The organism is Synechococcus sp. UW179A (assembly GCF_900473965.1).
GTDB lineage: Bacteria > Cyanobacteriota > Cyanobacteriia > PCC-6307 > Cyanobiaceae > Synechococcus_C.
In genome coordinates, this window is record NZ_UCNJ01000005.1 from 1 (window position 1) to 13,159 (window position 13,159).

The 13,159-nt window shown below is 57.7% G+C and carries 17 protein-coding genes; 8 read left to right on the forward strand and 9 right to left on the reverse strand.

Features of this window, described 5'->3' with window-relative positions; translation table 11 throughout:
• Window positions 1-75: 75 nt before the first annotated feature.
• From DXY31_RS02230 to DXY31_RS02240, 3 genes are all read right to left on the reverse strand, one after another.
• On the reverse strand, window positions 76-1,203 hold the full coding sequence (locus DXY31_RS02230; RefSeq protein WP_114991590.1) for a hypothetical protein: 1,128 nt from the start codon (window positions 1,201-1,203) through the stop codon (window positions 76-78).
• A 151-nt stretch (window positions 1,204-1,354) separates the two neighbouring features.
• Window positions 1,355-2,212 (reverse strand): acetylglutamate kinase, encoded by an 858-nt coding sequence (gene argB, locus DXY31_RS02235; RefSeq protein ID WP_114991593.1) that lies wholly within the window; start codon window positions 2,210-2,212, stop codon window positions 1,355-1,357.
• Window positions 2,205-2,789 (reverse strand): DUF2854 domain-containing protein, encoded by a 585-nt coding sequence (locus DXY31_RS02240; RefSeq protein ID WP_114991596.1) that lies wholly within the window; start codon window positions 2,787-2,789, stop codon window positions 2,205-2,207. Before DXY31_RS02240 ends, argB begins: the two co-directional genes overlap by 8 nt.
• Window positions 2,790-2,857: 68 nt before the next feature.
• Between DXY31_RS02240 and DXY31_RS02245 the strand changes: the two genes are divergently transcribed.
• Window positions 2,858-3,076 carry a hypothetical protein gene (locus DXY31_RS02245; RefSeq protein ID WP_114991896.1) on the forward strand — a complete coding sequence of 73 codons (219 nt, stop codon included), beginning with the start codon at window positions 2,858-2,860 and terminating at the stop codon, window positions 3,074-3,076.
• Between the two features lie 16 nt (window positions 3,077-3,092).
• On the opposite strand, the gene DXY31_RS02250 is transcribed toward DXY31_RS02245, so the two are convergent.
• Window positions 3,093-3,545 carry a single-stranded DNA-binding protein gene (locus tag DXY31_RS02250; protein WP_114991599.1) on the reverse strand — a complete coding sequence of 151 codons (453 nt, stop codon included), beginning with the start codon at window positions 3,543-3,545 and terminating at the stop codon, window positions 3,093-3,095.
• 29 nt (window positions 3,546-3,574) lie between these two features.
• On the opposite strand from DXY31_RS02250, the gene DXY31_RS02255 reads away from it, so the two are divergent.
• On the forward strand, window positions 3,575-4,399 hold the full coding sequence (locus DXY31_RS02255; RefSeq protein ID WP_244279462.1) for a precorrin-6A/cobalt-precorrin-6A reductase: 825 nt from the start codon (window positions 3,575-3,577) through the stop codon (window positions 4,397-4,399).
• Window positions 4,359-4,730, forward strand: coding sequence for a divalent-cation tolerance protein CutA (gene cutA, locus DXY31_RS02260; protein WP_371638991.1), 372 nt, complete (start codon window positions 4,359-4,361; stop codon window positions 4,728-4,730). Before DXY31_RS02255 ends, cutA begins: the two co-directional genes overlap by 41 nt.
• Here the strand turns inward: cutA and DXY31_RS02265 are convergent.
• The 4 genes from DXY31_RS02265 to DXY31_RS02280 all read right to left on the reverse strand — a co-directional run bounded on the left by DXY31_RS02265 (window position 4,666) and on the right by DXY31_RS02280 (window position 9,422).
• Entirely contained in the window at window positions 4,666-5,679 is a 1,014-nt protein-coding gene (locus tag DXY31_RS02265; protein WP_114991608.1) for an adenosine kinase, read from the reverse strand. The genes cutA and DXY31_RS02265 overlap by 65 nt on opposite strands.
• Before the next feature lie 54 nt (window positions 5,680-5,733).
• Window positions 5,734-7,053 (reverse strand): adenylosuccinate synthase, encoded by a 1,320-nt coding sequence (locus DXY31_RS02270; RefSeq protein WP_170953504.1) that lies wholly within the window; start codon window positions 7,051-7,053, stop codon window positions 5,734-5,736.
• 117 nt (window positions 7,054-7,170) lie between these two features.
• Window positions 7,171-7,593 (reverse strand): photosystem II protein Psb27, encoded by a 423-nt coding sequence (gene psb27 / locus DXY31_RS02275; protein ID WP_114991615.1) that lies wholly within the window; start codon window positions 7,591-7,593, stop codon window positions 7,171-7,173.
• 38 nt (window positions 7,594-7,631) lie between these two features.
• Window positions 7,632-9,422, reverse strand: a complete 1,791-nt coding sequence (locus DXY31_RS02280) for a proline--tRNA ligase (RefSeq protein WP_114991619.1) — start codon at window positions 9,420-9,422, stop codon at window positions 7,632-7,634.
• Between the two features lie 147 nt (window positions 9,423-9,569).
• On the opposite strand from DXY31_RS02280, the gene DXY31_RS02285 reads away from it, so the two are divergent.
• The 5 genes from DXY31_RS02285 to DXY31_RS02305 all read left to right on the forward strand — a co-directional run bounded on the left by DXY31_RS02285 (window position 9,570) and on the right by DXY31_RS02305 (window position 11,688).
• The gene (locus DXY31_RS02285) at window positions 9,570-10,034 is read left to right on the forward strand and encodes a resolvase (RefSeq protein ID WP_114991622.1); all 465 of its coding nucleotides are present in this window, start codon (window positions 9,570-9,572) and stop codon (window positions 10,032-10,034) included.
• A gap of 141 nt (window positions 10,035-10,175) precedes the next feature.
• Entirely contained in the window at window positions 10,176-10,403 is a 228-nt protein-coding gene (locus tag DXY31_RS02290; RefSeq protein WP_114991625.1) for a hypothetical protein, read from the forward strand.
• Window positions 10,345-10,857: an inorganic diphosphatase gene (locus tag DXY31_RS02295; protein ID WP_114991628.1), complete on the forward strand. Its 513-nt coding sequence runs from the start codon at window positions 10,345-10,347 to the stop codon at window positions 10,855-10,857. Before DXY31_RS02290 ends, DXY31_RS02295 begins: the two co-directional genes overlap by 59 nt.
• Window positions 10,858-10,966: 109 nt before the next feature.
• Complete coding sequence (locus DXY31_RS02300; protein ID WP_066905830.1) at window positions 10,967-11,326, forward strand: 2Fe-2S iron-sulfur cluster-binding protein; 360 nt, start codon at window positions 10,967-10,969, stop codon at window positions 11,324-11,326.
• 2 nt (window positions 11,327-11,328) lie between these two features.
• A complete protein-coding gene (locus DXY31_RS02305) occupies window positions 11,329-11,688 on the forward strand; it encodes an arsenate reductase family protein (RefSeq protein WP_114991630.1) in 360 nt (119 codons plus the stop codon).
• On the opposite strand, the gene DXY31_RS02310 is transcribed toward DXY31_RS02305, so the two are convergent.
• The gene (locus DXY31_RS02310; protein ID WP_114991634.1) at window positions 11,651-13,156 is read right to left on the reverse strand and encodes a hypothetical protein; all 1,506 of its coding nucleotides are present in this window, start codon (window positions 13,154-13,156) and stop codon (window positions 11,651-11,653) included. The two genes, DXY31_RS02305 and DXY31_RS02310, sit on opposite strands and share 38 nt — an antisense overlap.
• Window positions 13,157-13,159 lie beyond the last annotated feature (3 nt).

Genomic DNA, 13,159 nt, shown 5'->3' on the forward strand with positions numbered 1-13,159 from the left:
GTAGACGCCGTGATCAACCGGCATGCCCATGAAACTAGGACACCAGTACTAGCCATGAACGCGAAAGGGCGCTGGTCAGAGAAGCTCGGCTGCACGCTCAATTGATCCAGCGCGGTAGAAGCGGCTGTAGCGGGCCCTGATCTGTTCCACTCCTGTTGAGGCCAACGTGGATACCGTCAGCTCATCCATGCCTGCTCGAAGGCATCTGGCGATCATTGCGGACCTAAGCACCCTGCACTTCAGGACTTCTGCGGACTCCGGTGACACGGTGCGCTTGACCTGGGTGAAGACGTTGTTCACGAACTTGTTTGCCTGAGCGACCTGATCGTTCGTCGGTGCCTTATCGCAGGGCATCCAGAGGCCGTCCAGATCGTCCAGCAGGCCATCAAAGCCATCCTTCAGGAGGTGCTTTTGCCAGAAGCCCCTGATCGTGGGCGTTGTTCTGATTTGTCGGTTGCGCTTGCTGTCCCAGGCCAGGACCTGATCGCCAACATCCTTCACGCCTTTGGCATTCATTGCCAGTGCAGTGGTCCCTCTGCAGCCAGTCGCAATGATCACGCCCACCAGCCATATCCATTCGGGTTGAGCCTTGCTGTCCAGCAGTTCCTGATAGGCGGCCAGGATCGCTTCATCGCTCACCACTTCCACTAATGGCGGCTTGGCGGGCCTGAAATTCTCTTTGTCCTGGATTTCCAGCGGCACGTTGGCGGCTTTAGCCAGGAGCCTGCAGGCCTCGATCACCTCCCTGCGTTCACGCTTGCGGACATCGGTTTCAAGGATGCATTGCTTGAGCGTGGCGGGTTGCAGCGGTAGCCCCCGTTCCTCCAAGTAGCTGGTGACGTGCTTCACCCAGCGAGCCTTCGCTTCCTCTGTTTGCTGCCGTAGGCCCCGTTCACTGATCTGTATCAGGACTTCACGCTCAATCGCCCGGAGACGGCCCATAGGGAGCACCCGCGTCTTCCTGTCGCCGCCAGTCATCAGGACGGGGACCAGTTCGATTGCCGCTTCCAGTGCCTCGAATTCGGATTTGGCTTTCGTAAGGGTGCGGGCGACGTTCGTCAGATCGGGCAATTGACCTACCAGCAAGAACTGCTCACCCTGCCCAGCGCCTCTATCCACACGCCTCAGGCGGAGCTTTGCGGCTTCCTCTGGCCACTTCGCACGGAGCTGATCTGTGAATGGCTTGAGGGGGAGCTGTGACATGCACCCTTGGAATGTGATGTACCGCTACTGTACCGCCACTGGCTTTCAATCCTTAGAGGCGCCACAAAGATTCCCTGTTTCCATGGGGTGTTCCACACGGTTTTACAGGGATTTATCGATTATTGAGCCGTTCGTGATTGGCGCCTAGCCCTCAGCTGCGTCCCACCACCATGGTGCCGATGCCAGCATCGGTGAACACTTCCAGCAGCAGGGCATGGGCGACGCGTCCATCCACGATGTGGGCAGCCGAAACTCCCTGGGCGAGAGCTCTGATACAACATTCGGTCTTGGGTGTCATGCCCCCGGCCACCACACCCTCGTGAATCAGCTGCCTGGCTTCTGAAAGCTTCAGCTGACGGATCAGCGATCCCGGATCCTCGCGGTTGCGCAGGATGCCTGGTGTGTCCGTTAACAAAATCAGCTTCTCGGCTTGCAGGGCGGCGGCAACTTCGCCGGCCACGGTGTCGGCGTTGATGTTGTGGGCAACTCCATCGGGGTTTGCGGCCACGCTGGAGAGCACGGGCACATAACCACCCTCCAGCAGTGCTTCAAGCACGTCGGGATTGACCTTGGCCACATCGCCGACCATTCCGTGGCTGCCATCTCCCCAGGAGCGGGCTTCCACCAGGCTGCCGTCACTGCCGCTCAGGCCGACCGCTTTGGCGCCAAGTCGGTTGAGTCCGTTCACGATCTGTTTGTTGACTCGGCCAACTAGGACCATTTCCACCACGTCCATCGTTTCGTGGTCAGTCACTCGCAGACCATCCTTGAATTCAGGTGCGATGGCCAGTCGCTTCAACCAGTGATTGATTTCTGGCCCCCCGCCGTGCACAACAACTGGCTGGACTCCAACACTGCAGAGCAATGCCAGATCTCTGAACACGGCTGTTTGTAGCTCGGCATGGGCCATGGCCGCACCGCCGTACTTGACCACGATCCTGCGGCCTGCAAAGCGCTGGATATAAGGAAGAGCCTCACTCAAAACAGAGACTCTGAGGGCATCATCCATTCGCCAGTTCTCCGGAGTCAGCTGGCTGATCGGATGTCGAAACGCCCACTGGCAGAAGAATCAGATCCAGTCGTTCTCCACTTAAAGGGGTGATTGTTGCCTCGAAGCCTTTGGCAAAAAAGCGGCTTAATCGGTCTCTTCGCTCCTGCCAAGTCTGTAAAGGAACGGCCTCACAGGCGAAACGCAGCCGCAGTCCGTAGTGACCGCTCTGAACGATCTCCTCGATTTCCAGCAGCTGAGGAGGGTTGTCTTCATCCCACAGTTTGAGCGATTCCAGAGAACTTTCCAGATGCGCTTTCTGGCCATAGCGCCAACGGGTGACATCGCCGAGAAGTTTCCCCAGTTCAGGAGTGGCCGCCTCACGTTCTCGCTTGAGTTGGGCTTTGGGCGTGATGCGCTTGGCTGGTGGTAATTCCGATGACTTCAAGGCCAGTCCACCCAGCAGGATTGGAATGCCGTAAAAAATGGTCGGAAGGCTCAAGTTGGCGGCGCCGGTGCCGTAGGCCACAGCACCCACCACGGTGAGCACACCTCCGGCGATGGTGACCAGGCTTCCTGGCGAGAGCAGATCGTTCATGCGGCATTGGAAGTGGCGCCATTCTGACCGTGCGGGGTTCAGGATGGATGGGCCTGCGGCCGCAGTTGATGGACAGCACCCGATCGCATGACCAGGATCAGAACTCGACGGAGGATGCAGCTGTGCTGATTCAGCAGCTTGAGCAGGACAGGGCCTGGTTGCTGGAACAGATTGACCGGGGACGATGGCAGGAGTTCCGCCTGGACCTGGCTGCACTCGAGCGTGAGCTTGGCCAGCTGTTGCAGCGAGCCTCAGAGCAGTTCAGTTCCGGCACCGATCAGCGCTGAATCGATTGCTCTGTTTTCAGAACGGAATGTCGTCAGTGTCGGGAACCAGCGGAGCGGTGTTCCACTGCGCTGCAGGCTCTTTCGCAGGCGCAGGAGCCGCCGCCGCTTCAGTCCGTTTGGCAGGAACAGCAGCTACAGGTTGGGCCTGAGCCGTGGCACCGGCTCCTGCTGTCAGCGGGTGCAGTCGGGCGAGTGTGAATTCAGCACGTTTTTCCTTAGTGCCGTCCTGACGGGGCACCGTGTTCATCCGCAGCCTGCCCTCGATCAGCAGACGCTGGCCCACCTGCACGCGATTCTGCAGGTCTTGGGCGAGGTTGCCCCATCCCACCACCTTCAGTTGGCCCCTGGGGTCATCGGGACGCAAGGCATCAAAACCAACCTCCATTTCAGCAATAGGTGTCTGATTGTCTTGGGTGTATCGCAGGGTGGGAGCCTGTAGAACATCCACCTCAAGTACGCAGTGATTCATCCTCGGCCTGGTCGGTGAGCGCCATCCTGATGCACCGCTGGCGGAATCGCCAGAACCATGTGCTGGTCTTTGCTGGAACCGGTGAAGGACCAGCGATCGCCAGGACTCTGCTGGAGTCCGGTCACCGCGTCAGTATCAGCGTTGTCAGTGCAGCTGGGGCAAGGGCTTACTCCGCCATGCATCTGGATGACCTGCATGTGGGACCGTTCCCCTCTCAGCAATCTCTCGAGGAACACCTGGCGGCGCTGGGCGTGACGTTTGTTCTGGATGCGACCCATCCCTTCGCCCTGCAGATCAGTGCCCAACTCCGTTTGGTCTGCTCCATTCTCAATCTGCCGCTGCTTCGATTCGAGCGGCCTGACCATGACATGTCGGATCAATTAGTGCTTTCAACAGTTGCTGATCTCTCGGATTGTGCACTTTCGGGCCACCGTCTGCTTCTTGCCGTCGGAGCCCGGCAGCTGGCCGCCGCCGCGACGGCAGCGAGGCTGGCAGGAGCCTCTGTTCACGCCAGGGTTCTTCCCACGCCTGAAGCTATCCGCCAGGCAGGTCTTGCGGGCTTGTACGGCGAGCGATTGGCCGTGTTGAGACCTGGAACCGGGGATCGCATCGGGGGATTGGAAGCTGCGTTATGTCGCCGCTGGCAGATCACCGATGTGCTCTGTCGTCAGTCGGGGGGGGCTGCCGATCAACTTTGGAGTGATCTGGCCCGTCGCCACTCCATTCGGCTCTGGAAGTTGAAACGACCTAACCCGGTGCCCAACGTTGACGTGGTTTATAGCGTGAGCCAGTTGTGTCGACAGCTGGATGACCATGTCAACGGACCTGAGTTTGGTCCTCACCACGGAGGCTGACCAGATCAAGGCTGGAGCCCTCGCTGAGCAGTTGATCACGCTCCGTTTAGCGGCCTGTGTCAGCTTGATGCCAGTGCAGTCTTGCTATCGCTGGAAGGGGGAGATTGAGCGTTCGCAGGAAGTGCAGCTGCTGATTAAAACGAGCTCTCAACGCCTGGAGCAGCTGATTTCAGGTCTTGAGGCCCTGCATAGTTATGCCACGCCCGAAATTCTCCACCTGCCAGCTCAGGCTGGAGACGCCTATGCGGCATGGGCGCTAGGTGCTCTCAATCCAGATGCTCCTTCATCAGCTCAGGAAGAGAGACCAGGGAGCGAGCACCCAGCTGGGTGACGATTTGACCAGCGCAAAGAGCTCCCAGCTGACCGCAGCGCTCTAGTGAATCGCCCTGGGTGAAGGCATGCAGAAATCCTCCGGCGTAGAGATCACCGGCACCGGTGGTGTCAACGAGTTCGCCGAGCCCGTAGATGCCGATGTCCCAGCGCTGATCTCCGCTGAGCACAACCGATCCATCGCTTCCGCGAGTGACTGCCGTCACCGAGCAACAACCGCGTACCTTCTCGATTGCGGTGTCGAAGTCTTTCGTTTGATACAAGGCTTTGATCTCCACTTCATTGGCGAACAGGACATCGACATGACCGTTCACTAGTTCGAGAAAGCTTTCCCTGTGGCGATCCACGCAGAAGCCGTCGGAGAGGGAGAGAGAGACTTTCCCTCCTGCCGCACGGCAAGCTTCCGCTGCGGCGATGAAGGCCCGCTTGGCTGCAGGGCTGTCCCACAGATAGCCCTCCAGATAGAGCACTTTTGTTTCCTCGACCATGGAGAGATCAAGATCCTCCGGCTCAAGCTGTGTTGATGCTCCGAGGAAAGTGCACATCGTCCGCTCTGCGTCGGGCGTCACATAGATGAGACAGCGTGCAGTGGTGGCGCCGGTGGTTGCCGAGGGTGTCTCAAACCTGGTTCCCACTGCACGAATGTCGTGGCTGAAGATCGATCCGAGCTGGTCATCACGCACTCGACCGATAAACCCTGTTCGCCCGCCAAGCTGAGCGATGCCGACCATGGTGTTGGCTACTGATCCGCCGGATGTTTCCAGCCCAGGACCACTCGATGTGTAGAGAGCTTCCGCCTGCTGTTCATCGATCAGGCACATTCCCCCTTTCTGCAGACCGTGCTCACTGAGAAAACCGTCCTTGGTCTGGACCAGCACGTCAACAATGGCGTTGCCGATTCCCACCACATCCAAGGAGGCGTTGGGCTGGAAACGGGAGGAATCGGCCATGAACAAACTTGTGTTGACTGCGGCAGTCTTACGCCCTGATGGGATTTGCCGGAATCAGGCGCTGAGAAGCGCCCGTTTTGGACCGTGGATCGGATCCTCAACAACAATGGTTTGATCGCGACCGGCACCCAGTGACACGATGGCGATCGGGACCTCCATTAGATCGGCCAGGAAGCGCAGGTACGCCATGGCTTTCTCGGGAAGATCCTCAAGGGTGCGGCATTCAGCGGTGGAACACTGCCAGCCCGGGAGCGTCTCGAAAATCGGTTGACAGCGGGCGAATGCTTCTGCACAGGAAGGAAAGTGTTCGATCCTTTCCCCATCAAGCTCATAGGCCACACAAACCTGAAGTTCGTCGAGTTCGTCCAACACATCGAGTTTGGTGACGGCCAGGCAATCCAGGCCGTTCACGCCAACTGCATAGCGTCCGATCACACCGTCGAACCAGCCACAGCGCCGGCGTCGGCCGGTTGTGGTGCCGAACTCGCCACCCCGGTCGCAGAGATGATCGTTGAGGCTGCCATCGAGTTCGGTGGGGAAGGGCCCCTCTCCCACTCTGGTTGTGTAGGCCTTGGCCACGCCGATCACTCGGTCGATCAGGGTCGGTCCCACGCCAGCCCCAATGCAGGCCCCTCCTGACACAGGGTTAGAAGAGGTGACGTAGGGATAGGTGCCGTGGTCGAGGTCGAGCAGAGTTCCCTGTGCGCCCTCGAAGAGAATATTTTTACGGTCGCGTGCCGCCTGGTGAATCTCCCGTGTGCAGTCCACTACATGGGGTGCCAGTCGTTTGCCGTAGGCCAGATATTCACTGATCACCGCTTCCGCATCGAGCGGTTCCACGTGGTAGATGGTCTGCAGAAGCTGGTTTTTCTCATTCAAAGGGCCTTCAAGACGATCGCGCAGACGCGCTTCGTCCAGAAGGTCGATCACGCGGATTCCACTTCTTTGGGATTTGTCCGCGTAGGTCGGACCGATGCCCCGCCCTGTGGTGCCGATGCGTCGATCGCCGCGCTGCTTCTCAATCGCCTGGTCGAGCAGACGGTGGTAAGGCATGGTCACATGCGCTGTTGAGGAGAGCTTCAGCCCGGCGATGTCGATCCCGTTCTCGATCAGCATGTCGAGTTCGCCGAGCATCACTTTGGGATCGACGACGGTTCCTGAGCCGATCAAGCAAACGGTATCGGGATAGAGAATTCCAGAGGGAATCAGGTGAAGCTTCAGAACCTGATCGTCCACAACGATCGTGTGGCCAGCGTTGACGCCCCCCTGATAGCGAACGACGACATCAGCGGAACGGCTGAGGAGATCTGTGATCTTTCCCTTCCCTTCGTCACCCCACTGCGCACCGATGACGACAACATTGGCCAAAGACACCGCGGCCCGAAGCCGCCATTCTGCACAATCCGGAACTATCTCAGATCTACCTGCCTGAGGTCAAAGAGAGTTGCGAAATTGTGATTGGATCTTGAGAAGCCTTGTGGGTTCTTGAGCTCAGGTGCCTCGAAGAGCGGCTTTTTCGGCTTTGCTCAGCTCTTTTTCGACGCGAGTGCGCAGGGCTTCTGGCACGGGGCGATTGGTGTAGGTGTTGTAGTGACCCTGCAGAGAATTTAGAGCCGTCTGCATCGTGGTGAAGGAGCTGAGACCATTCACGCGTGATTTTGGACGATACCTCGACATGTAGTCATTGATGAGGTCGTGGGCTTCCTTTTCTGAGGCCTGCAATCCTTCAGCATCGGAGGGGAGTGAAAGCGTGGTCTGCAGCGAATGAACAACTGCCACTGTGTCTTCGACGTAGTCTCCCGTCATGGTCGAAACGGAGTCGCCGCAGGCGGTAAGCAACAAAGAGAGACCCAGGCATAGGGCCAGCGTGAACCCCCTGAGTTGGCGGCTGAGGCGTTGCAGCGCTATTCGCATGGCAGGAAAAGTTTGACGAACTTTAAGGCGGTGCAGCTCTAAAGCAGCGGGCGAACCTTGACGGCCTCGAGCACAGAGGTCATTGCGTCCTGATGCGACATGGTGTTGTTGGAGCGGGTGGATCGTTCCACGACCTCGACTCGGCCGGATTCGGCTTCGCGACCCACAACGATGCGCCAGGGGATTCCGATCAGATCGGCATCCTTGAATTTGACTCCCGCTCGTTCACTGCGGTCATCGAAGAGTGCATCGACCCCTTTGGATTGAAGCGATCCGTAGAGAGACTCTCCCAGAGCTAACTGTGTGTCGTCCTGAACGTTCGCGACAACAACAATCACCTGAAAGGGCGCAATGCTCACGGGCCAGCAGATCCCCGCGTCATCGTGATGCTGTTCAACTGCCGCTTGGGCGAGGCGAGAGATGCCAATGCCGTAGCAACCCATCAGCAGCGAAGCCTGTTTGCCGTCCTTGTCGGTGAAACGGGCCTCGAGCGCGTCGGAGTATTTGCTTCCAAGTTGGAAGATGTGGCCCACTTCGATGCCCCTGCGCTCCTCGAGAATCTGCTCTTGGTTGTGGAGAGACCGATCTCCGGCCTTGGCATTGCGGAGATCAGCTCGGATCTGTTCCGGCATTGAGGACCACGTTGCCCCCCAGCGATGCTGGTCTGAGACGTTGGCGCCGCAGACAAACCGCTCAACATCCAGGGCGGTTGGGTCCGCTAGGCGTTCAAAACGGTTTTCCCAGCTTCGGGCACCCTGCAACGAGCTGTCTTCAAGGTGCGGCCCAATGGCGCCGAAGGGTAGGGGCTTGAGCCCCTGTTGCCGGAGCTGCTCGGGGGTGATCGGAGCAATTTCCAGTGCAGAGGATCCCAGTCGCTGGGTCACGGCATTGGTCAACTTGACCTCATTCAGTTCCTGGTCGCCACGCAGGCTGACCAGCAGCGGTTGTTCTCGACCATCGTCCAAGCGGGCCAGGAGCGCCAGCACCTTGACGGTTTGACAAGGGGAGAGGTTGTTGGCAGAGCAGAGATCCTCAATCGACGCCTGATGAGGCGTATCGAAGAGTCGTTCCTCACCCGGCGGCAAAGCTTCCGCTGGGGATGGATGCGACACCGCTTTTTCCTGATTGGCGGCGTAGGCCCCGTCGGGCGTGGAGAGGATGAGGTCTTCCCCCGCATTCGCTATCACCATGAATTCCTGGGAAGCGGCTCCTCCAATGGCGCCGCTGTCGGCGTCTACACCAACGGCATTGAGACCGCAGCGCTTGAAGATGCGGGCATAAGCCCCGGCCATCAATGCATAGGTCTGCTCCAGATCCGCTGCTTCGGAATGGAAGGAGTAGGCGTCTTTCATGATGAATTCCCGACTGCGCATTAGCCCGAAACGGGGTCTGATCTCATCGCGGAACTTGGTCTGAATCTGATAAAGCGTGACCGGCAGCTGTTTGTAGGAGCGCAGCAGCTCTCCAGCGAGTTCTGTAACCACTTCTTCATGGGTAGGACCGAGGCCCACACGCCGGCCCTGGCGATCCTCCAGGTGAAACATGATGCCCTCGCCGGCGGTGTAGCCCTGCCATCGACCGCTGCGTTCCCATGGTTCGGCAGGTTGAAGTTGCGGCAGCAGTGTTTCAAGTGCACCGAGGCTGTCAAGCTCCTCACGAACGATCGTGCTGATCTTGCGCAGCACGCGCCACATCAAGGGGAGGTAGGCGTAAAGACCCGGTCCAACACGTCTGATGTAACCACCACGAACAAGTAATTGATGCGATGGAATTTCAGCGTCTGCGGGCACGTTCCTCAACGTCACCAGCGACAGGCGGGAGACGCGCATGACAGGAAGTTATAGAGAGGGCAAGGAAGCTATCACCGCCAAGAAAACGGTCGATCCGGGAACTGTCACTTTTGCTGTGATCGATGCTGGCGTCCTGAGTCTCAGCTGCTATGTTCTGCGAAATCCAAACTGTCCCAGCGCTGTCTCATGTTTCCTCGGCCGTTAGAAGTTTCAGTACCGGCCGTGAGTGAATCTTCGGATTTTCGGAGTGATCCTGCCAGTGTTCTTTCCCAGTCGGATGCGTTGGTTGGAATTGATGATGTTCAGAAGTCGCTGAACAGATCGCGTGCATCTGTGTATCGCTACACCAACACCGATCCGCGCAACCTCAACCCCGTTTTTAATCCCCGCAAACTCAATCCTGAATACAGAAGCGATCAAAAAGATCCTCTCCTGTTTCATCCCAATGAGGTCGCCCGATTTGCCAAGGATGTCCTGAGGATCAAGGAGGTCACCGTTGAGGTCCTCAATTCACCTTCAACGGCCACACAGCAGGTCCTCGGAGCCATTCTCGATGAGCTGCGTTTGATCAGATCCCGCCTTGATGGCCTCCCCGAGGCTCCCTCTGACCTGGCATCGCGCCGCGATCGTCAGGAGCGTCCTGCTGCATAAGACTTGCATTGGTGTCAGAATGATTGAAAGTTTTGATTCTTCGAACTCAAAGCTCAATCTCCCTACAGATCGTCCTTCGGGCGTTTTGAACGACTTCTGAGCCCCGTGCATGAAGTTAGGGATGTCCCCGATCACCACTGAATGGACCCTGAGCCTGCCCCCAAGCCCTCTGTGCATGCAGCGCAGTTCGTGGCCGTCCCTGCTCTTGCTGTTCTCGGGTTCACCCTAGCCATCACAGGGCTGGGCATTCCATTGGCCGCTGTGCTGACCGATCGCCCCACCCACTCCTCCGTCACCGCCAAGGAGAGTTATGGATCTCAGGGCTCTTACCCCATCTCCGTCTCCAGGACTGGTGAATCTGATCGTTGAGATTCCAGCGGGAAGCAGCAACAAATATGAATACTTTGCTGAAGCTGGAGTGATGGCCCTTGATCGGGTTCTTCATTCATCGGTCAGATATCCATTCGATTACGGCTTTATTCCCAACACCCTGGCCGAGGATGGATCACCTCTCGATGCCATGGTGATCATGGCCGAACCCACTTTCGCGGGATGCCTGATTCAGGCCCGACCCATCGGGGTGCTGGATATGCATGACATGGGTCATTACGACGGCAAGATTCTTTGCGTGCCTGTTGCTGATCCACGTCAGAAAGGTATTCAGAGCATCCTGCAGATCGCGCCCAGTCAACTTGAGGATGTTGCTGAGTTTTTCCGCACCTACAAAAACATGGAAGGTCGTGTGACGGAGATCGGTGGCTGGCGCGATGTTGATGCGGTTCAGCCTTTGCTTGAAACATGTGTCCAGGCGGCTTCCGCTTGATTGGCCATCGGCCCAGGGGAGCACCATGCTCAGCCTGGTGCACGGGACCAAATCCCCGGTAGCAATCGTGGTGCTTGTAAATTAAGCGACATTCCTATGTAAAAGATCCGTGCCCACCATCCGTTTTGAGCAGGAAGGCCAGCAAATAGGTTGTATCGAGGGTGCCAACCTGCGCAAAGCGGCTCTCTCAGCAGGTGTCAACCCTTACAAAGGTTTGAACAACCTCAACAACTGTGGTGGCGTCGGTCAGTGTGGAACCTGCGTGATCGAAGTTCTTGAAGGTGCCCAGAACCTTTCCCCCCTCAGTGATGTCGAGGAGGTTTACCTGGCTGACCGTCCTGCCAACTATCGCCTCAGTTGTCGGACCACCGTCAATGGTGATGTGACCATTCGGACACGTCCCGGAGACGGTGTGGGTCAGGGCTCTAACAGTCTTGTTGGGGCTGTTAAGAGCCTTCTCGGTCGATAGGCGTGGCTGGTTTCACAGTGTTCAGCTATCCCCGCTGCAGCACCTGTCGAAAAGCCCTTGCGTGGCTTGAAGTTGAGGGATTGAAGCACGACGTGATTGATATCACCCTTGCTCCGCCATCGCTCGAACTTCTCCATCTGGCATTCAGGCAGTTCGGACAGGTCAAGCCGTTGTTCAATACAAGTGGTCAGAGCTACAGGGCTATTGGTGCGGAGGCGGTCAAAAAGATGAGCGATGAGCAGGCGCTTCAAGCACTTGCGGCAGACGGAAAACTGATCAAGCGACCTTTTGTTCAATGTCCGGATGGTCGATTTCTGGTCGGTTTCAAGCCAGAGGTTTGGTCTGAGTTGCTTCGGCACTGAAGTTCAATCCGTCAAGCTCTGTGATCAGTTCATCAACATCCTTCTGGAATCTCAGCTGGTTCATGCTGCTTCTCTTGAAATCCTCGAGAAAAGCGGCTACGAGTTCCTGGCTGCGTTCAAGCACTGGACCCTGCTCCAGAGTCTTCGCTAACTCTTCCCAGAAGCGGTCAATGGCCTGGATCCCCAGCTCTTGAAGCATGGGGTCCTTTTGTGCAAAACGATCTCCAGCGTTGCGGGAGAGATTCAACAGGGAGTCAACGAGGCCTGTCGAAAGCTGAAGACTGAGCTGAGTTTCGGCTTTGCCCATCCCAGGTAGTGCACGAAGTGGAGCTGGGATCGCCGTTTCTTCAAGATTGCGTCGCAGAGCATGACTCACCAAGGCAACCAACTGGGGCCGCATGCCTGGTCCCACCTGGGTTAACACCAATGGAAGCCACAGGCGCAGCAGTTCAGCGAGTTCTCGTTCCCCATCCGATTCGATGCTCTGATGGCTGCAGAGGCGCCGAATCTTCTCGGGCCAATGGGGGGAACGCACTGCATCCTGGGCAGCATCAAGGATGCGCAGGGTGATCACTTCGAATAACTCGAGGGCGAGTACGGCGACCACACCGCGGCTGACAGCGGCTCTAAGGGGTTCCAACTGGATCATGCGTGCGCTGGACAGACGCTCTGTAACGGGCACGATTCGCAGCAGTCTCCAAAACGGAATCAGCAGAGGCAAATCAATCCACCGGCGTAGCAGTGCGTCTCTCCAGGCGATGGCCGGGTAGCGCTGCTTCAGTCGAATAGCCCGCAGCATGATGTCCAGAAGGAAGAGAATCTGAAAGGGAAGATCGATCCTCCACGAGAGATCGATCGGTTGGCCGTTCTCGTCGGTACCGCGCCAGTAATTCGTGGACGCGAGTGGAAGAATGCTTTTGCGCCAGAATCTTCGCTCTGCTTCCCATCTTTCATCTGTCAGATAGCGCTCTCCAAGCAAATGGGCGGCGGATTGTTTGGCTGAATCCATGCCTGCCCTGGCCCTCAGGCGACTTTTGATTTTCTCCAGCGTTCCCGTTTTGTCGGAGCTGACAAAAGGGTTTTCATCGATCAGCTGACTGTTGCGCACCACCATTTCCAGCCGCAGCTGTTTGGCTGCAGGGCTGTTTATACCGCTGGCTGCTGCAGCGCTCTCCAAACGCTGAAAATGTTTGATGTAGGCATCGGTGTCCTGATGCGGCTCAATTCCCTTCACCGGGTCGTACAGGGGAGTGATGTCGGGCAGCCAGGGCAGCGGAACAGCAAGGCTGATGGATGGCAGCGGAAAGAGTGTGCGCTGCAGCCAGAAGTTGCGCAGGGGCACATAGGTCACATCGAAAATGACCCAGGCCAGGTTTAGGGCTGCGATCCCTGCCAGCAGCCTGTCCCAGCCAAGCCAGAATCGACGGCTTGCGGACGGTTTCACACCTTGCCACCGAGGTCTGACCATGGG